The organism is Kitasatospora aureofaciens, assembly GCF_019192735.1.
In the GTDB taxonomy this organism is placed as follows: domain Bacteria; phylum Actinomycetota; class Actinomycetes; order Streptomycetales; family Streptomycetaceae; genus Kitasatospora; species Kitasatospora aureofaciens_A.
Map to the genome: position 1 here is coordinate 1 of NZ_JAHTKP010000046.1, position 22,028 is coordinate 22,028.

The window sequence follows — 22,028 nt, forward strand, 5'->3', positions numbered from 1 at the left end:
CGCCGCTGCTGTCCGGCCTCGTCCGTGCGACGCGGGCGGGTTCGCCTGCCCGTCGTACGGTCGGTCGGTCCGCCGCCGGCGACCAGAACGCGCTGGCCGCGCGTCTGGCCGCGTTGAGCCCGGACGAACGGCGGGAGACCGTGCGGGACCTGGTCCTGTCGCAGGCCGCCCTGGTGCTGGGCATGTCCGGGCCGGGCAGCCTCGACGCGGAACGTTCCTTCCGCGAGGTCGGCTTCGACTCGCTCACCGCCGTCGAACTGCGCAACCGGCTGAACAACACCACGGGCCTGCGCCTGCCGGCCACAGCGGTCTTCGACTACCCGACGCCGGCGGCACTGGCCGGGCTCGTGCTGGCCGAGTTGGTCGGTGAGGTCGATGCCGAGTCGGTGGGTTCCGCGCTCCCGGCGTCCGGCCGCGCACCGGTTGATGACGATCCTCTGGTGATCGTCGGGATGGCGTGCCGGTTCCCGGGTGACGTGTCGTCTCCCGGCGAGTTCTGGGAGTTGCTCAAGTCGGGCGGGGATGCCATCGGGGAGTTCCCCGTCGACCGGGGCTGGCCCGCGGACGTCCATGACCCGGACCCGGACGCGGTGGGCAAGAGCGTCTCGGGTGAGGGCGGATTCCTGTACGACGCGGGGGAGTTCGACGCGGAGTTCTTCGGGATCAGTCCGCGCGAGGCGGTCGCGATGGATCCGCAGCAGCGGCTGATGCTGGAGACGTCATGGGAGGCGCTGGAGGACGCCGGGATCGACCCGAACACGCTGCGGGGCAGTGCGACGGGTGTGTTCGCGGGCCTCTTCTACCACGACTACCTGCCGTCGCATTTCGTGCCCGAGGAGGTCGAGGGGTACCTCGGCACGGGTGGCACGGGCTCGGTCGCCTCGGGTCGGGTGGCGTATGCACTGGGGCTGGAGGGGCCGGCGGTGACGGTGGACACGGCGTGTTCGTCGTCGCTGGTGGCGCTGCACCTGGCCTGCCAGTCGCTGCGCTCGGGCGAGAGCACCCTGGCGTTGGCGGGTGGCGTGACGGTGATGTCGACGCCCGGCACGTTCATCGACTTCTCGCGCCAGCGCGGCCTCGGGGCGGACGGTCGCTGCAAGGCGTACGCCGAGGCCGCCGACGGCACCGGCTGGGGTGAGGGTGTCGGCGTCCTGGTGGTGGAGCGCATGTCCGACGCGCTGCGCAACGGGCACGAGGTGCTCGCGGTCGTGCGCGGATCTGCCGTGAACCAGGACGGAGCGTCGAACGGTCTGACGGCCCCGAACGGTCCGTCGCAGCAGCGGGTGATCCGGGCGGCGCTGGCCAACGCGGGTCTGGCCGCGGGTGATGTGGACGTGGTCGAGGGTCACGGGACGGGCACCAAGCTGGGCGACCCGATCGAGGCGCAGGCGTTGCTGGCGACGTACGGCCAGGGGCGGCCGGAGGACCGTCCGCTGCTACTCGGTTCGGTGAAGTCGAACATCGGCCACGCCCAGGCGGCAGCCGGCGTGGCGGGGATCATCAAGATGGTCGCCGCGATGCAGCACGGTGTGGTGCCGGCGACGCTGCACGTGGATGCGCCGTCCTCGCACGTGGACTGGGACGCGGGTGCGGTGCAGTTGGTGACCGAGGCGACGGCCTGGCCGGATGCCGGGCATCCCCGGCGTGCGGGTGTGTCGTCGTTCGGGTTCTCCGGCACCAATGCGCACGTGATCATCGAGCAGGCACCCGACCAGGATGCTTCAATCTCCGGTGCCGACGGTGTGGCGTTGCCTGTCGTGCCGTGGGTGGTGTCGGGCCGGTCTGCGGCTGGTCTTGCCGGTCAGGCCGAGCGGCTGGCGGAGGTCGTTCGGCAGCAGGCGGATGTGGACGTCGCCGATGTGGGTTGGTCGCTGGCGACGTCGCGCGCGGCACTGGAGCACCGGGCTGTGGTGCTCGGCTCGGATCACGACGAGCTGGTGGCCGGACTTGAGGCGCTGGCCGAGGCTCGTGAGGTTCCGGGCGTGGTCTCCGGAACCGTGGGTGGTGCGGGCAAGGTCGGGTTCGTGTTCACGGGCCAGGGCGCCCAGCGCAACGGCATGGGCCAGGGCCTGTATGCCGCGTTCCCGGTGTTCGCAGAGGCGTTCGACGCGGTCTGCGCCGGGCTGGCCGAGCACCTGGACGGTTCCCTCGGGGCCGTAATCCGCGGCGAGGGTGAGGAGTCCTGGCCAGGTGCGGGCAAGATCGACGAGACGGTATGGGCCCAAGCGGGGCTCTTCGCGGTCGAGGTGGCGCTGTTCCGGCTGCTGGAGTCGTGGGGAGTGAGCCCCCAGGTGGTGGCCGGTCACTCGATCGGTGAGCTGGCCGCCGCGCACGTGGCCGGGGTGTGGTCGCTGGAGGATGCGTGTGCGGTGGTGGCTGCTCGCGGCCGGCTGATGCAGCAACTGCCCACCGGCGGCGCGATGGTGGCTGTTGAGGCGACCGAGGATCAGGTCGTCGAGGCGATCGCAGGCCGCGCGGGCGTGGGCATCGCCGCCGTGAACGGCCCCAGGGCCGTGGTGATTTCCGGTGTCGAGGACGAAGTGCTCGCGGCGGCCGAGGAGTTGGCACAAGGCGGGGCTCGCACGAAGCGTCTGCAGGTCTCCCACGCGTTCCACTCCCCGCTGATGGACCCGATGCTGGAGGAGTTCGCACGCGTCGCCGCCTCCGTCAGCTACCGCGCGCCCAAGCTGACCATGGTCTCCGCCCTCACTGGCCGGCCGGTGACCGAGGAGGTCACCGACCCCGCGTACTGGGTGAAGCACGTCCGTGAGGCCGTCCGCTTCTCCGACGCCGCGCAGGCCCTGCGCGTCACCGGCGTACGGACGTTCATCGAGATCGGCCCCGACGGCGTGCTGTCGGGCATGGGCCCCCAGACCCGCACCGACGCCGAAGACGACGCGGCCACCGAGGCATGGCTCCCCCTGCTGCGCCGAGGCCGCGACGAACCCCGCGCGCTGCTGACCACGCTGGCGAAGGTGTTCGTGAGGGGTGTGGCCGTCGGCTGGGACAAGATCTACACGGGCACCGGCGCCCAGCGCGTCGGCCTGCCCACCTACGCCTTCCAGCGGCAGCGCTACTGGCTGACCGCGGCCGCCGGAAGCCGCGCCGAGGACCTCGGCCTCGGCACCCCCGCCCACCCTCTTTTGGGCGCAGCCGTCGAGCTGCCGGCGACCGGCGGCGTGGTGTTGACCGGGCAGCTGGCCCTGTCCGCACAACCATGGCTGGCCCAGTCGCTCGTGACGGGCCGCGTGGTGGTACCGGCCGCTGCGCTGGTCGAGATGGCGGTGCGGGCCGGTGACGAGGCCGGCTGCGGCCGGGTCGAGGAACTGACCGTCGAGATGCCGTTGATGCTGCCGGAGCGCGGTGGCGTCCGCATCCAGGTGACCGTCGGGGAGGCCGATCCCGCCGGGCGGCGGGAGGTCGCGCTGTTCGCGCGCGCGACCGAAGGGGAGTGGGTGCGGCATGCGTCCGGCACCCTGGCCCCGGACGGAACGGACGAATCGGACGGCGACGCTGTCGCGGACACTGCGGCGTGGAGTGTGCAGTGGCCGCCGGCGGGTGCCGAGGCGGCCGACGTGGACGCGCTGTACGAGCGGCTGGCGGCTTCCGGGCTCGGGTACGGGCGGGCGTTCCGCGCGGTACGGACGGCATGGCGGCGCGGCGACGAGGTGTTCGCGGAGGTGGCGCTCGCCGAGGGGACCGAGGTGTCCGGATTCGGGGTGCACCCCGTCCTGCTGGACGCCGCGCTGCATCTCGTCGGCCTGGAACAGGCAGCCGGTGAAGGCCCGTTGCTGCCCTTCGCATGGAGCGACGTGACGGTGCACGCGTCGGGCGCGATGGCGGCGCGCGTGCGAGTGGCGCCGTCGGCCTCGGGCGAGGGCGTGTCGGTGGCCCTGGCCGACCAGGCCGGGCAGCCGATCGCCTCGGCGGGATCGGTGGTGCTCGGGCCGCCGGCCGACGGCACCCTGGAGCAGGCCGCAGGGGTGGCCCGCGACGGGCTCTTCCGGGTGGACTGGGTTCCGGTCGCCGCGACGGAGGCGGCCGGGGAGCCGGGCCGTCCGTGGGCGGTACTAGGCGACGACGGCGACCTGGCCGTGCCCGGTGCCGCGGCGTACGCGGACGTGCCGGATCTAATCGCTGCGGTGGAAGCGGGCGCAGCGGTGCCCGACGTCGTGCTGGTCTGCTGCGTCCCGGGCCCCGGAACCGCCGGGGAAGGCCCCGAGGACGAAGACGAGAACGTCCCGGCAGCGGCTCGGGCCGCCGTGCTGCGCGTGCTGGATGCGCTACGGGACTGGCTGGCGGCCGGCGCGCTGGACGGATCGCGGCTGGTCGTGGTGACCGAGCGCGGCGTGTCCGCGGGTCCCGGCGCGAGCGTGCGGATGGACAGCGCGGGCGTCATCGGGCTGGTGCGTGCAGCAGCCGGTGAGCATCCGGAGCGGATCGTGCTGGCGGACGTGGAGGCGCTCGCGGACTCCGGGCCTCTCGTCGTGGCCGGAACGGCGCTGGGGGAGCCCGAGTTCGCGGTGCGCGACAGGACCGTACGGGTGCCGCGCCTGGCGCGTGCGGCCGGCGTGAACCACCACGGCGTACCGGGCGCCGCCCACGACGTAGCGGCCGCCCGCGACGTACCGGCCGCCACCCGCGCGGCCACGGTCCTCGTGACCGGCGCCTCCGGCGCACTGGGCGGCCTGGTCGCCCGGCACCTGGCGGCGACCGGACAGGCCGAACGGCTCCTGCTGGCCTCCCGCCGCGGCACAGCCGCCGCCGGCATGCCCGCCCTGGCCGCGGAGTTGGCCGGCGCCGGGACGAGCGTGCAGGTGGTGGCGTGCGATGTCGCCGACCGCGAGCAGCTGGCGGACGTTCTGAACGGTGTGCCGCTCACCGGGGTGGTCCACACGGCGGGCGTTCTCGACGACGGTGTCATCGGCTCGCTCACCTCCGACCGGGTCGAGCAGGTCATGCGACCCAAGGCCGATGCCGCCTGGCACCTGCACGAGCTGACCCGCCACCTGGACCTGGACACCTTCATCCTCTTCTCGTCGGTGGCCGGCGTCTGGGGCACCCCGGGCCAGGCCAACTACGCGGCGGGCAACACCTTCCTGGACGCCCTGGCCGCCCACCGGCGCCACCGGGGTCTGCCCGCCGTATCGCTCGCGTGGGGCCCCTGGGAGCAGGGCATGGCCGGCGACATCACCGATGCCGACCGCCGGCGGATGGCCCGCCAGGGCCTGAAGCCGCTGCCCGCGTCCGAAGGGCTCGCCCTGCTCGACGCGGCCGCCCACGCCACCGACCCCCTGCTGGTGACGGCCCGCCTCGACCTGCCCGCGCTGCGCCGTCCCGGGAGCGTCGTCCCCGCTCTGGTGACCGGGCTCGTCCGCCCCGGTCGGCGCACGGTGGGTAGGCCCGGCCCGGAGGCCGGGAAGAACCTCCTGAACCAGCTGGCCGCTCTCCCGCCCGAGCAGTTCGAGGGCGCGGTCCTGAACCTGGTCCTGACCCAGGCGGCCCTCGTGCTCAACCGGCCCGGCGCCGAATCCATCGAGGCCGCCCGGTACTTCCGCCAGCTCGGCTTCGACTCGCTGACCGCGCTGGAGTTCCGCAACCGGATCAGCGGCGCCCTCGGGCTGCGGCTGCCCGCCGCGGTGGTCTTCGACTACCCCACGCCCGCGGAGCTGGCCCGGTACCTCCGGGACCGGATCGCCGAGCAGGAGATCGACTACGAGCCGGTGCTGAACGAACTCGACCGGCTCAAGTCCCTGCTGACCGCGATCGCCCAGCGGGGCGGCCAGAAGGCGAAGATCACGAGCCGTCTCGAATACATCCTGGAGGAGTTCCGCGGTGCGGACGCGAACAGCGCGCCCGCCGACGAGGACGTCCCATCCGACGAGGACATCATCGAGGCGACGGACGACGAGATCTTCGACCTCATCGACAAAGAGCTGGGGATCTGACAACGAGCTGGGGATCCGCGTGGTCGGGCACCAGCGGCAAAGCCGGCGGACTCAACGGACCGGTAGCTCAACGGGACTGGCAGCTCAACGGGACTGGCAGCTCAACGGACCGGTAATCGGTAGAGGAGTGACGTGATGATTTCCGCGGAAGGGCGTACGCCTGCGGATCCGGGTGACGACGCGGGAGTCTCCCCCAGGGAGGAGGCGCTGTGGCTGTTCGAGTCGCTGGTGCCGGGCACTCCCGTGAACAACCTGTCCGCGGCGTTCGCCGTCGCGGGGCAGGTGGACCCGCTGCGGCTCGACGCGGCGCTGGCCGTCGTGCTGCGGCGCCACGAGGCCCTGCGCACCGTCTGTCGCAGCGACGGCACCCGGCTGGTCAAGCGCGTGGTCGGCCCGGACGAGTTCCGGCTGGACCTGGTGCAGGTCGTGCTGACGGGCGAACCCACCGAGGCCGACCTCGCGTCGGTGACCGCCGTGCCGTTCGGTCTGGACGGTGGGCCGATGCTTCGAGCGGTGCTCTTCCGCTCCCCGGACACGGACGTCCTCTGCGTCACGGCGCACCAGTTGGTCTTCGACGAGGTGTCCGCCTCGGTGCTCCTGGCGGACCTGGCGTCCGCGTACGAGCATGCGAACGAGAAAGACGACGACGGAGTCACCCCCGTGCCCGGCTGGACCGAGCCCGCCCCGAGCCAGGAGAGCCTCGCCTTCTGGCGCGAGGAGCTGGCGGGCGCGACCACCGGCACCATGGAGCTGTCGTGCACCGAGCCCGAGCCGGACCGGCCGACGCTGGCGGCGGCGCAGCTCGACCGCACCCTGCCGGGTCGCACGGTGGCCGCGGCCCGCCGCCTCGCCGAGGACCTCGGCGTCCCGGAGTCCGCGGTCCTTCTGGCCGCCTACTACGTCCTGCTGGAGGCGCACGGCGCCGGGCCCGACCTGCTGGTCGGCTTCCCGGTCGACGCCCGGCCGGAGCACGCCGCGCGCACGATCGGGTACCACGTCACCCATGTGCCGCTCCGGCTGCGGGTGGACCGGGAGGAGAGCGTCCGCGACCTGGTGCGCCGCAGCTGGGAGCGGCTGCGCGCGGGTGTGGCGCACGCCGACGTGGCCGTGGACGCGCAGGCGGACCTCATGCCCGCGGCGCGAGACGGCCGGCGGTCCCTGCCCTTCCGGCACGTGTTCGACCACCGGACCGGGAGCGGCCCCGCCGCGTTCACCCTCGACGGCCTGACGGCCAGGCCGTTCCCCGCTGCGAGCGGCTTCGGCAAGTTCGACCTGCACCTCTGTGCCACCTCGACGGACGACGCGGTCTCGCTGCGGGCCGTCTACCGGACCGAGCTCTTCGAACGGGCCCATGCCGAGCTGCTGTTGGCGCGCTTCGAGGCGGTGCTGTGCTCGCTCGTGGACGACCCGGACCGCGCGGTCGGGGACGTCCGCTGGTGGAGCGACCGGGACCACGAGATCGTCGGGGCGGCGAACGACACCGCCCGGTCCGTCGAGCCCGCCTCGGTCCTCGAAGCCGTCCACGAGCAGGTCCTGCGGTCGCCGGACGCCGTCGCCGTCGTCGAGGGCGACCGTTCGGTCGGATACCGGCAACTGTGGAGCGCGGCCCACGCCATGAGCGCTCTCGTGCGGGGCGCCGGCGTCCGGGCCGGGGACGTGGTGGCGATAGCCCTCCCGCGCGGGCCCGAGCTGGTCGCGGCGGTCCTCGGGACCTGGCTGGCGGGCGCGGCGTACCTGCCCGTCGACGCGGCCCACCCCGAGGAGCGGATCCGCGGCCAGCTCTCCGACTCGGCCGCGAGGGTGCTCGTCGCGACCGCGGACGCGGCCGGGGACCTCGCGCGCTTCGCCGACGACGGCCTCGTCGTGCTGACCGCGCCGGCTGTCGAGCTCGCGCCGGATCCGGGGACGGCCGACGCCCGGCCCATGGCCGTGGACCTGGCGGCCTGCGCGTACCTGATGTACACCTCGGGATCGACCGGCCGGCCCAAGGGGACCCTGATCGACCATGCGGCCCTGGCCAATGTGACCGCGCACTTCGCCGAGCAGTTCGGTGCGTCGGCAGGTGACACGACGCTGTGGACGACGACGTTCGCGTTCGACATCTCCGGCCTCGAACTGTTCGTGCCGCTGATCTCCGGCGGCCGCCTGGTGGCCGCCCCCGACCGGGCCAGGAGCGACGGCCGGGTCCTGCGGGAGCTGATCGAGCGGTACGGGGCGCGGTTCGTCCAGGCGACGCCGACGACCTGGCGGCTCGTCATCGACCGCGTGGAGGACTGTCTGCGCGGCCGCAGCGTCATCATCGGCGGTGAGCCCGTGCCGGTGTCCCTGGCCCGGCGGCTCGTGGCCGCCGGCTGTGTGCTGCACCACGCCTACGGGCCCACCGAGACGACCATCTGGTCGACGTCACGCGTCCTCAGGGACGAACCGGAGGGCCGCCTCGACGTCGGCATGCCCATCCGCAACACCCGGGTCCACGTGGTCGACCGGCACGGTCGCGATCTGCCGGTCGGTGTCCGCGGCGAGCTCTGCATCTCGGGCGTCGGCGTGGCGATCGGTTACCACGGCCGACCGGACCTCAACGCGGAGCGCTTCGGCGAACACCCCGAGCACGGACGCTTCTACCGGACGGGCGATGTGGCCTGCTGGCGTGCGGACGGCCTGATCGACCTGTTCGGCCGGAGCGACCGTCAGGTCAAACTTCGCGGGAACCGCATCGAACTCGGCGAGATCGAGGCGACCCTGCTGGCCCACCCCGAGGTCGGCGCCGCCGCGGTGATCATGGTCGGCGACCCGAGCGCGGACGCCGTGCTCATCGGCTGCCTGGAGCCGGCCGCCGGCCCGGTCGACACCGGGAGCGTCTGGACGCACGCCCGCGCCCACCTGTCCCGGTCGATGCTCCCCGGGGACCTCGTGACGGTCGACTCGATGCCGATCAACGCCAGCGGGAAGGTCGACTACCCCGCGCTGCAGCGGATGTTCGCCGCCCGGCGCACGGTTCCGGCTCCGGCCCGGCCCGAACCGGACCACCCGGACCTGGGCCACCCGGACCCGGACGACCTGACGGCCGGGCTGACGGAGCTGTGGCGAAGCATCCTGCAGGACGAGAACCTCGACGCCGACACGGACTTCTTCGCGTCCGGCGGGAACTCCATGCTCGCCGCCCTGGCGATGCAGGAGTTCCAGAACATGAGCGGCGTGTCGATCAGCCTCGCCGAGATGTTCGAGCGGCGCACCCCGCGGGAACTGGCCGCCGCCGTCCGGGACTCGGCGCGACGGGAACCGGCAGCAGCCGGCTGACGGGTACGGTCGGCTGACGGGTGCTGGGGCGTGCGCGCTCAGAGGCCCTGCGGGATGTCCCGCAGGGCCTGCGCCGCCGCCACTTTGCCGAAGATCACTGGTCGCCGTGCCCGTCGGCGCCGAGATAGGCGAGGACGGCCCGGACCCTGCGGTTGGTGTCGTCGTCGTTGGCGAGCCCGAGCTTGGCGAAGATCGTGGTCGTGTACTTGCTGATGGAGCCCTCGCTGAGGAAGAGCTGGTTCGCGATCGCCGTGTTGGAGAGCCCTTCGGCCATCAGCGCGAGGACCGAGCGCTCCCGTTCGGTGAGGGTGGCGAGGGGATCGGCCCGGTTGGGCCGGCCCAGCAGCTTGGCGACGACCGTGGGGTCGAGCGCGGTGCCGCCGTCGGCGACGCGGTGGACCGCGTCCATGAACTGCCCGGCGTCCAGGACGCGGTCCTTGAGCTGGTAGCCGATGCCGCCGTGCCCGTCCGCGAGAAGCTCGCGCGCGTACAGCTGTTCCACGTGCTGCGAGAGGATCAGCACGGGCAGCCCGGGGATGGCCCGGCGGGCGGAGAGCGCGGCCTGGAGGCCTTCGTCGGAGAACGTCGGCGGCAGCCGGACGTCCACGATCGCCGCGTCCGGCCGGTGGCTGACCAGTGCGTCGAGCGTGTCCGGTCCCGTGTCGACGGCCGCGACGACGGTGTGGCCGTACGCCTCGACGAGGCGCACCAGCCCGTCGCGGAGCAGGAAGAGGTCTTCGGCTACGACAATTCGCACGGCACCGCCACAGTGATACGAGTGGGTCCTCCGGCCGGGCTTTCGATCTCCAGGCGTCCGCCGAAGGCTGTCATGCGGCGCTCGATGCCGCTCAGCCCGGACCCTGTGGATGCGGCGGCTCCGCCGATTCCGTCGTCGCTCACGGTAGCAGTGAGCGTCCGTGCCGCGTAGCTGAGTTCGACCTTGACCCGTTCGGCGCGGGAGTGCTTGGCGACGTTCGCCAGCAGTTCCGCGACGGAGAAGTAGACGGCCGACTCGACGGGCCGTTCGGGCCGCGCGGGCACCTGGCTGAGGACGTCGACCACCACGGAGGCGTCGAGGGCCAGGGCCCGGACGGCGTCGACCAGGCCGCGCTCGGCGAGGACGGGCGGGTTGATGCCGCGGACGAGCGAGCGCAGCTCGGCGAGCGCGGTGGCCGACGTGGCGCGGGCCTCGGCGAGGATCGCCTTCGCGGCCTCGGGGTTGGTGTCGACGAGCTGCTCGGCGGCGCCCATCGACATGCCCATGGCCACCAGCCGGGCCTGGGCCCCGTCGTGCAGGCCCCGCTCGATGCGTTCCAGTTCGGCGGCCTGGGTCTGGGTCAGGTCCGCGCGGATGGCCTCCAGTTCCTCCACCCGCCGCCCGAGCCGGGTGCTCGGGACCGGCCCGAGGAACCGGCGCGCCAGGGGGCCGAGGATCCGCCACGCGAAGGGGGCGCCGGCCAGGCCGGCAAGGATCACGGCGATGCCGTAGCCGGTGAGACCGGGCGTCAGCGCCATGTAGCCGCCGTAGCCGAGCGCGAGCAGCGGCAGGGCCGCGACCGGCAGCACGGTGACCGAGGCGGCCAGGGCCCACAGTCCGTCCCAGTGCAGCTGCGGGTCGTGGAACCGGGCGTGCACCTTGGCACGGCGGCGGGCCTCCGACTCGGACTTGTGGTACTCGTGGCCGTCCCACCAGAAGCCCGTGGCCATCCTGGTGACCGGCGGGACCGGGCGGTAGGCCACCTGGATGTCCAGGTCCAGCCACTTCGCCGCGCACCGGCGCGCGGCCTTGGCGAGCGCCCGGCTGGTCAGCGGGTGCACGACCCAGAGGGACACGGCGACCCAGAGGACCACCACCAGGGTCTCCCCGAGGGTCGCCAGCGCGCGGACGGCCAGGGGGGCGGACAGGCCCTCGGACCAGGAGTAGGCCAGCGCGGAGCCCCCGACCGCGACGGGCACCGCGACCAGGGCCATCACGCAGGTGAGCCCGGTCAGCACGACGGACCGGTACAGCCCGAGCCCGATCTCGATGCTCCACCGCAGGGGATTGCCTCCTGGAGGTGTCCTCATCTGCCATTCCTTCCGCAATGGTGATCATTGTGTCAGCCGGGACTCGATCGCTGGCCGGTACCGCCGAACGTACGCCGGGCGGTCCCGCACCGGGTACCCCGGTACGCCCCGCGGGCGGTGGGGCTAGCCCCACTCGCGGCAGCCCACGGACACCACGTGTCCAGATGCCGAATGGCCGGATACCGAAGACGGTCCGGCCATCTGAAGGGCAGAGCAGGTCCTCAGGACTTCACTTCTTGGGGAAGGCGGCGCTCAGCGCGGCACCGCGGGTGATGACGGCGACGCCGATCATGGCCAGGGCGGACAGGCCCTGGATCACGGCGTACCACGCCGGGCAGAGACCGGGGATCAGGTCGACGCCGATGATCGCGATCGGCATGATCGTGGAGAGGGTGCGCACCCGGTCGAACGCCTTGTACGACCCCTGCGAAGCGCGGACGGTCATCCGGTGGATCAGCGGGGCGACCGCGAGCAGGATCGCTCCGCGGATCCACATGAACGGGGTCGCCTCGTGGCCGGTGAACGCCATCACGGCAACCGTTCCGAGGACGATGGCGCTGACGGCACCGAAGAGCGTGATGCACTTCTTCACCGTGGCGAATGCCTCCTGGGTACGGGAGTCGCCGAGCTGCGCCGTCGCGGTCGTCATGTCGCTGGTGTTCGCCATGGTCCTTCTCCATCCGTGTCGTTGTGGTACCGACACTACGGATCGCCCGGTCGGCCCGACATGGGTCTGGCCGTACGGGTGGGTGGGGCCAGACCCACTCCTGGGCCGGTGGCCGGCTTCGGCGGTTCCAGTGTTCAACTGCCGCACGCCCCATGATGATTGGCGTTGTTACGATCCTGCGCAAGACCAGGGCCGGGTGCTCTCCCCCGTAGCACCCGGCCCTTCCCTTTTCGGCGCGAAAGCTGCTGGTCGACCGGGGACGACAGGCCGGAGAAGAACAGGAACCCCAACCCCAGAAATGAGGGTGATCATGAACGACAACGGTGGACCCAACGTGTTCCTCGCCGGCGCCCCGGCGCTCACCGGTGCGGAGCAGCTGCGCTACGTGGCGGATCTCGATGCGGCCAAGGTGAAGGTCCCGCTCGGCAACCGCTACGAGCACTTCGAGGCCAGTACCGAGACCACTCTCGTCGACGACCGCGAGCTGCGGGTCTTCGTCTGGACCCACAGCACGTACGTGGCCGAGTGACCGAGTGACCGCGCGACCGGGGCAGCGGCCCCGGTCGCCGAACGACCCGCACACCGAAGCCGTGCACCGCCCGGGGCCCCGGACGGTGCACGGCTTCCGGCGCCTTTCCTCGACGTTCGTCCTCCGTGGAGGAGGGCCTGCTCGGCCGGGCCGAGGAACAGCAGCCGAGGAACAGTAACGGCCCCGCAACTGCCCAGACTCGCTGGGCCGTTGCGGGGCCGTGGGGGAGGAAGGCAGCGCCGGCGCCTCCCTGGCCGAGGCGGGCCGTCAGCCGGCGGTCCGAGCGCGTTCGTCCTGGAAGTGCTCGACGAGGACCTGCATGACTTCCTTGCTCCGGTCGCTGATGAAGAAGTGCCCGCCGTTGAACACGCGGAGGTCGAACGACCCCGTCGTGTGCCCGGCCCAGGCCTTCGCCTCGTCGAGGGTCGTCTTGGGGTCGTTGTCGCCGGTCAGCACGGTGATCGGGCAGTCCACGGTGACCTCGGGCGCACAGCGGTACCCCTCGACCGCCGTGTAGTCGGCCCGGAGCGCGGGCAGCGCGGCCCGCATCATCTCCTCGTCCCCGAGCAGGGCCGACGCGGTGCCGCTCAGCCGGCGCACCTCGGCCAGGATCGCGTCGTCACTGCGGAACGTGTTCTCCTCCCGGTACGTCGAAGGCGCGCGGCGCCCGGAGGCGAACAGCCGCACCGGGCCGTGCCCGTCGGCTTCGAGACGGCGGGTCAGCTCGAAGCCGATGACGGCCCCCATGCTGTGACCGAGGAAGGTGAGCGGGAGTTCCGGCTGGCGTCGGAGCACCTCGTAGAGGCGGTCGACGAGGACCGTCAGGTCGTCGATGGGCTGTTCCATCCGACGGTCCTGCCGTCCGGGGTACTGGATGGCGAGAACGTCGACATCGGGGCTCAGTGCCGCCGAGACCGGAAGGTAGTAGGACGCCGAACCGCCCGCGTGCGGGAGGCAGACCAGCCGGGCGGCCGGGTTATCGGCAGGGTGAAAACGTCGGCACCACAGTTCATCTCCGGGCGAAGGCCGAGACATGCCACTCCAGAAGGTAGTCATATCGGATCGTTGAGAGAAGCCCGAACATAGCGAATTGCCGGAACGTCGGCAAGGAGATGGGGACGGGCCGCCGCCCGCGGATATCCGCTCAACTGTGAGAATGACGCAGTTGAACGGCGACCGGGCGGCGGTCCGGCTGGTATTCGTTTAAAGCGAGGGAGCGTGGCTGCCTGTTGCGTCGTCCCCATGATCCCGGTTACTGTTCCGAAATACGCGGCAACATTGAGAGGTGACGTACGTGGGGCACAAGTTTTCCCTGGTCCTCAGTCGGGAGATCACCGACGAGGAATCGACGATCCTGCAGGATGCGGGTTTCGCCGGCGCGGCTTTCTCGACCGATGCGCTTCCGACCGATGCGGAGGTCGCGGTCACGAGGATCGACTTCGACGATGATGCCGCACCCTCCCTGGCCGAGGCGATCGAGTCGGCTCTTGAGACGGTGAAGACGGTCTCGGACCTCACCGTTCCCGGCCTCAGCGTCCCGGCCGTGCCGCAGGCACCGGCCGAGGAGGCTGCCGCCGAGGAGGCGTAGCCGTCCGTCGCGAGTTGACGGACCGCCAGGACGGCGGACTGCGCGAACGCAGCGAAGCTCCGGTTGAAGGGTGACCTTTGAGGTCGCCCCGGCCGGAGCTTCGCTGCGTTTCGGTATCGCTGGGCGAGGCCGGCCGCTGCACCGGCTCGCGGCTCTCCGGGCGGCTCGGCGCCCGACACCCCAGTCCCCGTACTAGGGGACCCCTAAGACCGCGGGCGGCAGCTTCCAGGGCGGAGTGGGGGCTGTTAGCGTGCAGTTCCAGGTAATCCGATAAATGGCCTGAACAGCCATTGACTTACGGGGGTCGGTGCGACGTATCGGGCCGCCTTATCGGCTCTTCGGCTGCGGATCGAGCTGGAACGGGCAGCTTCAGCCTCACCGCTGCAAATAACTCGACGGGGTTGTCATGGGGGTGCAGTATGGGCCTTTTGGCTCACAGTGTAATGCCGACCATAATTGATGATCACTGGGATGGCGGGCCGGAGATCGTTCCGGTTCCGATCATGCAGATTCTGCCCGGTGATTCACCGCGCCTGAAAGGCGAGGACAAGGTCCACGTCCTGCGGCTGGCGGCGATCGAGAGTCCGCTGCCGCCGATTCTGGTCGACCGACGGACGATGCGGGTGATCGACGGAATCCATCGCCTGATGGCAGCCTCTCTCAAGGGGCTGAAGGTGATCGACGTCAGGTTCTTCGACGGCAGCCGCGAGGAGGCGTTCCTCAGGGCGGTCGAGGCGAACGTCGAACACGGTCTCCCCCTGTCGCAGGCCGATCGCACCGCGGCCGCGCTGCGGATCCTCAAGTCGCACCCCGCCATGTCGGATCGCGCCATCGCGAAGTCGACCGGCCTGGGGGCCAGGGCTGTCGCAGAACTGCGTCGCTCGTGCGACTCCGTGCCACCGTCGAACTTCCGCGTGGGGCGGGACGGCAAGGTCCGTCCGCTGAACGGCGCGACGGGGCGGCTGCGGGTGGCGGAGCTGATCAGGGAGAACCCGGAGGCTTCGCTGCGTCAGGTGGCCAGGTCGGCCGGCGTCTCGCCCGCGACGGCGCTCGATGTGCGCCGGCGGCTGGAGCGCGGTGATGAACCCGTCCCCTGTCAGAAGAACACCGCCAGTGCCGCGGTGGAGTCCCCGAGGGATTCCCTTCCGGTCCAGACCCCGTCCGTGGTGGGGCCCCCTTCGACCGTCACGCTCGAAAAGCTCATGCGCGATCCGTCGTTGCGGCAGAGCGAGTTGGGCCGGCGGCTGCTGCGGATGTTCAAGGAGAACGTGCTGGGCGCCAAGGACATGACGGACATCTGCGCCTCGGTGCCGTCGCACTGCATCGAGTTGATCATTCAGTTGTCCCGCCAGAACTCGCAGATCTGGGAGGACTTCGCCCACGAGCTGAACCGGCGGGCCCGGATCGTGAGTCCCGAATAGGGGCGACCCGGCTCGGGTGGGGCCGAGCCGGCATTCCGAGGGGTGCGGTGGTCTACGAGGGGGCGGAGCGCCTGCCGATCAGGGCGAGGAACGCGTCCAGCGCGGCCTGGTCGACGCGGAGGTTCCCGGCCGTGATCCGGTGATGCGCCAGCACGGAGGTGACCTCGCTCAGCGCGTTGTCGTTGCCGGTCACCACGACGTGGCCACCTTGACGGTTGACACCGCTCACGCCGGGCAACTGCGCCAGAAGGTCATGGTTGAACGGCGCGGAGGGGCGGAACTGGATCCGCTGCCCGCTCCGGACGCGCTCCAGCAGCCTGGCCGGCGTATCGGTGACGGCAACACGGCCCTTGTCCATCAGCGCGATCCGGTCGCACAGCCGCTCGGCCTCCTCCCATAAGTCGGTGACCAGCACAATGGTGACGCCACTGGCGCGGACGGCTTCGATCAGTTCCCAGGTGTCCTGCCGGGACTGCGGGTCCAGCCCGGTGGTCAGCTCGTCGAACACCGCCACCTGCGGGTTTCCGGCCTGTGCCAGAACAGCGGCAAGAAGCTGATCCCGCCCTCCGGACCGGCTGTCGCACCCGCTCCCGGTGGTGAGCCCGAGCGCGTCCATGAGCTGCCGCCAGTGGGCGGGGTCGCGATAGAAGGAGCTGTAGAGCGAGAGCGCCTCCGCGATCTGCAGACGGTCGGGTGCCCGGCCGTTCTGCAGCCGGGCATCGATCTGCTGCGTGATCTCGGCCCGCTCCAGCCGGGGATCGCAGCCGAGCACGGTGATCCGGCCGCCGTCCCGGTTCCGCAGCCCCTCGATGCATTCCACGATCGTGGTCTTGCCCGCACCGCTGGGCCCGAGAATCCCGAAGATCTCGCCTTCCTCGACGGTGAAGGACACATCATCGACTGCCACGAGGTCACCGTATGTTTTGTGCAGGTTCTGCACGTCAATCACCACGGACATCCTTTGTCCTTTCGACTGCCTGTCAGCTGCGGCGTCTTCCACCTGGAAAAGGTACGGTCTGGCCACCCTGCCAGCCACCCCGCTATGCCCCATGCGCAGTGGGCCTACCCCCACCCGATTTCCGTAGGCCGCGCGTGTTCGATTTTCAGACGCGAATTAATATCGCACCGAATGATCGATTCCGGGCACAAGTTGGCGATCGAATCGGGTGTGAGCCGCATGGTCGGTATGACCGTCCTGCGATCGGACGCCTTGTGTCGATAGCGTGATCGAGAACCCCTGACTGTTTGGCAGGTACCCCTCATTGGTGGGCGGCGTGCATAGGGGGTGGGGTGGCCCGACCCCTATGGGGTGCGCAAGTGGATTCTGCCCTCTGCTCGCGCGCCCTACTGTCGAGGAGGAATCACCCTGGACCGACCGCCGGAGGTGCCGTGAGCAGCATGCAGTCCCCAGCGGCCGAGCGGCCGACGGGCATGCCCGCCGTGGCCCGGGCGCGGGGGCACGCGACGGCCCTCGGGCGGTTGGCCGTGCTCGCCGCCCTGGTCCCGGCCGCGCTCGGACTGCTCGCCATGACCCTGGTCGGCCTCACGCTCTGGTTCGTCCCGCTGGACGGTACCGCCGACGCCCTCCTCGGCCTCGCCCTGACCGCCGCCGGCCTCGGCGTGGCGGAGCGGATGCTGCGGCTGCACGGCTACTGGACGCGCGCCCTGCTCGGCCCCACCGAGCGGGCCGGGTCCGCCCACCGGGTCGAGCAGGTGACCGAGGTCCCGCCGGACGCTCCCGAGGGCCAGGCCCCCGAGCTGCGCCGGATCGAACGCGACCTGCACGACGGCGCCCAGGCCCGGCTGCTCGCGGTGAGCCTGCGCCTCGGCGCGGTCGGGGCGCTCATCGACCGCGACCCGCAGGCCGCGAAGAAGCTGGTGACGGAGACCCAGGAGAACGTCACGCGGGCCCTCCAGGAGCTGCGCGACCTGGTCCGCGGCGTCTGCCCCCCGGTCCTCGCCGAGCGGGGACTGGTCGACGCGGTGCGCGCCCTCGCCCTGGACGTCCCGCTGAGGGTCGCGGTGCGGGCCGACGTGCCCGGCCGGGCCGAGTCCCCGGTCGAGTCGGCCGTCTACTTCGCCGTCAGCGAGGCGCTTGCCAACGCCGTCAAGCACGGCGACGCCCGGCACGCCACCGTCGAGTTCTCCCACACCGCCGGGCTGCTGCGGGCCGAGGTGGCCGACGACGGCCACGGCGGCGCCGACCCCCTGCTCGGCAGCGGGCTGCGGGGCATCCAACGCCGCCTCGCGGCGTTCGACGGTACGCTCACGCTGAGCAGCCCGCCCGGGGGACCGACCCGGCTGACCATGGAGCTGCCGTGCGTGTTGTCCTCGCCGAGGACCTCCACCTCCTGAGGGACCTCCGCCTCCTGAGGGACGGGCAGTCTCCTGAGGGACGGGCAGTCCCTTGTCCCTTCGCTCCGTTCGCGAAGCGGTACGGAACCAACCGCCACAACCCCACGGCAATGCGCCTAAGCGGGGCTTTAGTGCCCCGCGCGATCATCGGACGGTACGAAGGGCCCGGCACGTCGGGCCCGCAGTGCCGGAGATGATCCGAGGGGATGTCATTGTCACGCTTCGTCACCTTCACCGAGCTCGTGCGGGCGCGGGCCGCCGAACTCGCCGACGCGCCGGCCCACATCTTCCTTCGGGACGCCCCGGGCGGGCTGCTCGCCGAGACGCTCACCTACGCCGAGCTGGACCGGGAGGCCCGCCGGATCGCCTCGGTCCTCCAGGCGCACCGCGCCGAGGGCGAGCCCGTCCTGCTGCTCTACCCGTCGACCACCGAGTTCCTCAAGGCCTTCGTCGGCTGCCTGTACGCCGGCGCGGTGGCGGTCCCCGTGCCGCTGCCCGGCTCCGAAGGCGACGACAAGCGGCTGAACCGGACCGCGGCGGTGCTCCGGGACGTCGGCACCCGGCTGGTGCTCACCGACACTGCCGGCGCGCCCGAGGTCGCCCTCTGCCTGGCGGGCTCCTACAACGCCGGCGTGGTCTGCCTGGCGACCGACACCCCGGGCCTCGGCGACCCCGAGGACTGGCGGGAGCCCGCCGCCGCCGACCCGGAGGACCTGGTCTTCCTCCAGTACACCTCCGGCTCGGTCTCCGACCCGCGCGGCGTGATGGTCTCCCACCGCAATCTGCTGGCCAACCAGCAGGCCCTCCAGGAGGCGTTCCGGACCACCCCCGAGGACCGCTTCGGCGGCTGGCTGCCGCACTACCACGACATGGGCCTCATCGCCCACCTGCTGCACCCGATCTGGCTCGGCAGCTGCTCGGTGCAGATGACGCCCACCGCGTTCGTCAAGCGGCCGTTCCGCTGGCTCCGGGCGATCCAGGACTACGGCGTGACCGTCGGCGGCGGCCCCAACTTCTGCTACGACCTGTGCGTACGCCGGGTGACGGACCAGCAGATCGCCGAGCTGGACCTCTCCCGGTGGCGGCTCGCGCTCAACGGCGCCGAACCCGTCCGCCAGACCACCCTGAAGGCATTCGCCGAACGCTTCGCCCCCGCCGGACTGCGCCCGGAGGCCGTGTACCCGTGCTACGGGCTCGCCGAGGCCACCCTGATCGTCTCCGGCGGCGTCCCCGGGGCCGCGTACGCCGCGACGGCCGTCGACGCCACCGAACTGGAGCGCGACCGCTTCACCCCGGCCGACCCGGACCGGATCGAGCAGCCCTTCCGCACCCTCGTCGGCTGCGGCCGGGTGCGGGGCTTCGACCTCCGGATCGTCGACCCGGTCGCCCACCGCGAGCTGCCCGCCGGGGCGATCGGGGAGATCTGGCTGCGCGGCGACAGCGTCGCCCAGGGCTACTGGCAGCGCCACACCGAGACCGCCGAGACCTTCGGGGCCACCCTGAGCGACGGTGAGACCGGCTTCCTGCGCACCGGCGACCTCGGCGTGCTGGCGGACGGCGAACTGTACGTCACCGGGCGGCTGAAGGAGGTTGTCATCCTCAACGGCCGCAACGTCTACCCCCAGGACGTCGAGTGGGCCGTGCGCGGCCTCCACCCGGGGTTCGGCCTCGGCGCGGCCTTCCCGGTGCAGGCGGGCCGGGAGCAGCTGGTCGTGGTCCAGGAGGTCAAGGGCATCTCCCCGGACACCGACGCCACCGAGCTGCGCCGGCTCGCCCAGCGGATCCAGGCGATGCTCGGGCGCGACTTCACCGTCCCGGCCGGCAACGTGCTGCTGGTGCCGACGGGCACCGTCCGCCGCACCACCAGCGGCAAGGTGCAGCGCACCCTGATGCGACGGCTCTTCCTGGACGGCGAGCTGCGCGGCGACTACGAGGTGCTCGACCCGACCGTGCGCGCCCTGACCCGCGGCTGCGACGACCTGCCCGGCGACGACCTGCTGAGCGAGAACCTGTTGGGCGAGGACCTGCTGAGCGCCGGCCGGGGGCTGCGGCGATGACCGCGCTGCTGTCGCCCGCCCCGGCCCGCGCGCGGGTCGCGCAGATCGAGGCCGCGCTCGGCGACCCGACCGAACCGGGCAACCCGTACGGCTACCGCGGCCTGCTCGCGGCCGACCGTGCGGCCGTCCCGTTCGCGGCCGTCGAGGACCTGCTGGACGGGCTCGGCGTCAGCGCCGAGTACGTGCCGCAGCACCTCGGCGGGCGGCTGGACTCGATCGAGACACTGGTCCGGGTGATGCGGCCGCTGTTCCGCCGGGACGTCGGGCTCGGCATGGGCTACGGCATGCACACCTTCATGGCGGCCTCCGACGTCTGGATCACCGGCACCCCCGCCCAGCAGGAGTGGCTGGCCGACCTCCTGCTCGGCGGCGCGCGGGCCGCCATCGCGCAGCACGAGACCGCGCACAGCAACGACTACGTGCGCAGCCAGGTGGCCGCGCGCCGGGCGGGCGACGGCTTCCTGCTCACCGGCTCCAAGCCGATGATCAACAACCTGAGCCGGGCCGAGGCGCTGGTCCTGTTCTGCCGCACCGATCGCGAGCCGGGCAGCCGCAGCCACTCCGTGCTGCTGCTCGACCCGCGGCAGCTGCCGGCCGGGCGGGCCACCGTGCTGCCCCGGCGCCACGCCGTCGGGCTGCGCGGCTGCCTGTGGACCGGGATCGCCTTCGACGACTGCCCGGCGCCGGAGTCCGCCCTGCTCGGAGCGGCCGGCAGCGGTGTCGAGACCGCGCTGCGCTCCTTCCAGATCAGCCGCACCGTGATCGCCGCCATGGCCCTCGCGGCGGTGGACACCAGCCTGCGCACCGCCGTCCAGTTCGACCTCGACCGCCGTCTCGGCGGGTCGTACGGCTCCTGGACCGACCCGGCCAAGATCGACCAGGCGCTCGTCGGCGCGTTCGTCAACCTGCTGCTGTACGACGCGCTCGCGGTGGTCGCCGGCCGGGCCCTGCACCTGCTGCCGGAGCAGACCAGCGTCTACTCGGCCTCGCTCAAGTACCTGCTGCCCAAGGTGCTCACCAAGACCATGTACGACCTGTCGGTCGTGCTCGGCGCCGGGATCTACACCCGGGACGGCAACCTCGGCATCTTCCAGAAGCACGTCCGCGACGTCCCGGTGCTGAGCCTCGGCCACGCCGGGACGGTGGCCTGCCAGGCGACCGTCATCCCGCAACTGCCGTGGCTGGCCCGCCGTTCGTGGTTCGCCGAGCCGGAGCCGCCCGCCGAGCTGTTCCGGCTCGGCACCGACGTGCCGCCGCTCGACCACGCGCGGCTCAGCCTGGCCTGCGGCCGGGACAGCGTCAGCGCCGCGCTGGTGGCGGTCGCGGACGGCGCTCCCGGGGGATCGCCGGCCGACCGGGCGCTGCGCACCCTGGCCAGCCGGCTGGTCGGCGAGCTGCGGGACCTGCAACAGCGGGTGCTGGCGCTGTCCGACGCGGACTGGGCCGGACCGCGCGGCGCGGTCAGCTTCCCGCTGGCGGACCGGTACGCGCTGCTGCTCGCGGCGGCCTCGGTCGCGGGAGTGTGGCAGCACAGCCAGGGTGGGCGGGATCCGTTCCTGGCCGACCCGTGCTGGGCGGCCATGGCGCTGCACCGGATCGCCAGACAACTCGGCACCCCGGTGGGGGAGTTGCCGCCGGAGTGCGGGACCAGGGTCCGGCACGAGCTGCAACTGCGCTTCGCCGACCGGCGCAGCTTCGACCTCTACAACACCCCCGTCCCCGGCTGACCGACGGTGCCCGGGCCGCTCGCGCCCGCCCAAGATCCTTCATTACCCAAGGAGTTCAGCGATGACCGCTTCCACCACCCGGGACGCCGCGCGGCCGGGCCTGGTCCCGCACGGCTGGCTGCTCGACCGGATCGCCCTCTACCTCAAGCGCCCGGCCGAGAGCATCGACCCCACCGTCCCGCTCGCCGAGTACGGCCTGGACTCGGTCTGCGCGCTCAGCCTCTGTGGCGACCTGGAGGACGAGTTCGGCCTGGAGGTCGAGCCGATCCTGCTCTGGGACCACCCGACGGTGGAGAGCCTCACCGCCCACCTGGCCGAGCTGCCGGACCCGCTGCGCGGACGGTCCTGATGGCCCAACACAACCAGGTGGCG

At 72.0% G+C, this 22,028-nt stretch carries 14 protein-coding genes; 9 read left to right on the forward strand and 5 right to left on the reverse strand.

Going from position 1 to position 22,028, the window contains the following annotated elements:
* The first annotated feature begins 140 nt into the window (after positions 1-140).
* Both KV557_RS31015 and KV557_RS31020 read left to right on the forward strand, forming a co-directional pair.
* Positions 141-5,948, forward strand: coding sequence for an SDR family NAD(P)-dependent oxidoreductase (locus KV557_RS31015; protein ID WP_308130159.1), 5,808 nt, complete (start codon positions 141-143; stop codon positions 5,946-5,948).
* 135 nt (positions 5,949-6,083) lie between these two features.
* On the forward strand, positions 6,084-9,245 hold the full coding sequence (locus KV557_RS31020) for a non-ribosomal peptide synthetase (protein WP_218204877.1): 3,162 nt from the start codon (positions 6,084-6,086) through the stop codon (positions 9,243-9,245).
* Between the two features lie 94 nt (positions 9,246-9,339).
* Here KV557_RS31020 and KV557_RS31025 read toward each other — a convergent pair whose 3' ends face one another.
* The 3 genes from KV557_RS31025 to KV557_RS31035 form a co-directional block, all read right to left on the reverse strand.
* Positions 9,340-10,002, reverse strand: coding sequence for a response regulator transcription factor (locus KV557_RS31025; RefSeq protein WP_218204878.1), 663 nt, complete (start codon positions 10,000-10,002; stop codon positions 9,340-9,342).
* Complete coding sequence (locus KV557_RS31030; RefSeq protein WP_218204879.1) at positions 9,987-11,312, reverse strand: sensor histidine kinase; 1,326 nt, start codon at positions 11,310-11,312, stop codon at positions 9,987-9,989. Before KV557_RS31030 ends, KV557_RS31025 begins: the two co-directional genes overlap by 16 nt.
* 229 nt (positions 11,313-11,541) lie before the next feature.
* A complete protein-coding gene (locus KV557_RS31035; protein ID WP_256178216.1) occupies positions 11,542-11,979 on the reverse strand; it encodes a hypothetical protein in 438 nt (145 codons plus the stop codon).
* A 310-nt stretch (positions 11,980-12,289) separates the two neighbouring features.
* On the opposite strand from KV557_RS31035, the gene KV557_RS31040 reads away from it, so the two are divergent.
* On the forward strand, positions 12,290-12,508 hold the full coding sequence (locus tag KV557_RS31040; protein ID WP_218204880.1) for a DUF5988 family protein: 219 nt from the start codon (positions 12,290-12,292) through the stop codon (positions 12,506-12,508).
* A 267-nt stretch (positions 12,509-12,775) separates the two neighbouring features.
* Here the strand turns inward: KV557_RS31040 and KV557_RS31045 are convergent, their stop codons facing one another.
* Complete coding sequence (locus KV557_RS31045; protein WP_308130160.1) at positions 12,776-13,564, reverse strand: thioesterase II family protein; 789 nt, start codon at positions 13,562-13,564, stop codon at positions 12,776-12,778.
* A gap of 229 nt (positions 13,565-13,793) precedes the next feature.
* On the opposite strand from KV557_RS31045, the gene KV557_RS31050 reads away from it, so the two are divergent.
* The gene (locus tag KV557_RS31050; protein WP_218204882.1) at positions 13,794-14,096 is read left to right on the forward strand and encodes a hypothetical protein; all 303 of its coding nucleotides are present in this window, start codon (positions 13,794-13,796) and stop codon (positions 14,094-14,096) included.
* A 503-nt stretch (positions 14,097-14,599) separates the two neighbouring features.
* On the forward strand, positions 14,600-15,517 hold the full coding sequence (locus KV557_RS31055; protein ID WP_218204883.1) for a ParB/RepB/Spo0J family partition protein: 918 nt from the start codon (positions 14,600-14,602) through the stop codon (positions 15,515-15,517).
* A gap of 52 nt (positions 15,518-15,569) precedes the next feature.
* Here the strand turns inward: KV557_RS31055 and KV557_RS31060 are convergent, their stop codons facing one another.
* Positions 15,570-16,517, reverse strand: coding sequence for an ABC transporter ATP-binding protein (locus KV557_RS31060; RefSeq protein ID WP_308130161.1), 948 nt, complete (start codon positions 16,515-16,517; stop codon positions 15,570-15,572).
* A 398-nt stretch (positions 16,518-16,915) separates the two neighbouring features.
* Between KV557_RS31060 and KV557_RS31065 the strand changes: the two genes are divergently transcribed.
* The 4 genes from KV557_RS31065 (at position 16,916) to KV557_RS31080 (ending at position 22,005) form a co-directional block, all read left to right on the forward strand.
* Positions 16,916-17,872, forward strand: a complete 957-nt coding sequence (locus KV557_RS31065; RefSeq protein WP_218204884.1) for a sensor histidine kinase — start codon at positions 16,916-16,918, stop codon at positions 17,870-17,872.
* Positions 17,873-18,078: 206 nt separating this feature from the next.
* Positions 18,079-19,929, forward strand: a complete 1,851-nt coding sequence (locus KV557_RS31070) for a fatty acyl-AMP ligase (RefSeq protein ID WP_218204885.1) — start codon at positions 18,079-18,081, stop codon at positions 19,927-19,929.
* A complete protein-coding gene (locus KV557_RS31075; RefSeq protein ID WP_218204886.1) occupies positions 19,926-21,656 on the forward strand; it encodes an acyl-CoA dehydrogenase in 1,731 nt (576 codons plus the stop codon). The genes KV557_RS31070 and KV557_RS31075 overlap by 4 nt, the downstream gene beginning before the upstream one ends.
* A 61-nt stretch (positions 21,657-21,717) precedes the next feature.
* Positions 21,718-22,005 (forward strand): acyl carrier protein, encoded by a 288-nt coding sequence (locus tag KV557_RS31080; RefSeq protein ID WP_218204887.1) that lies wholly within the window; start codon positions 21,718-21,720, stop codon positions 22,003-22,005.
* Positions 22,006-22,028: the final 23 nt, after the last annotated feature.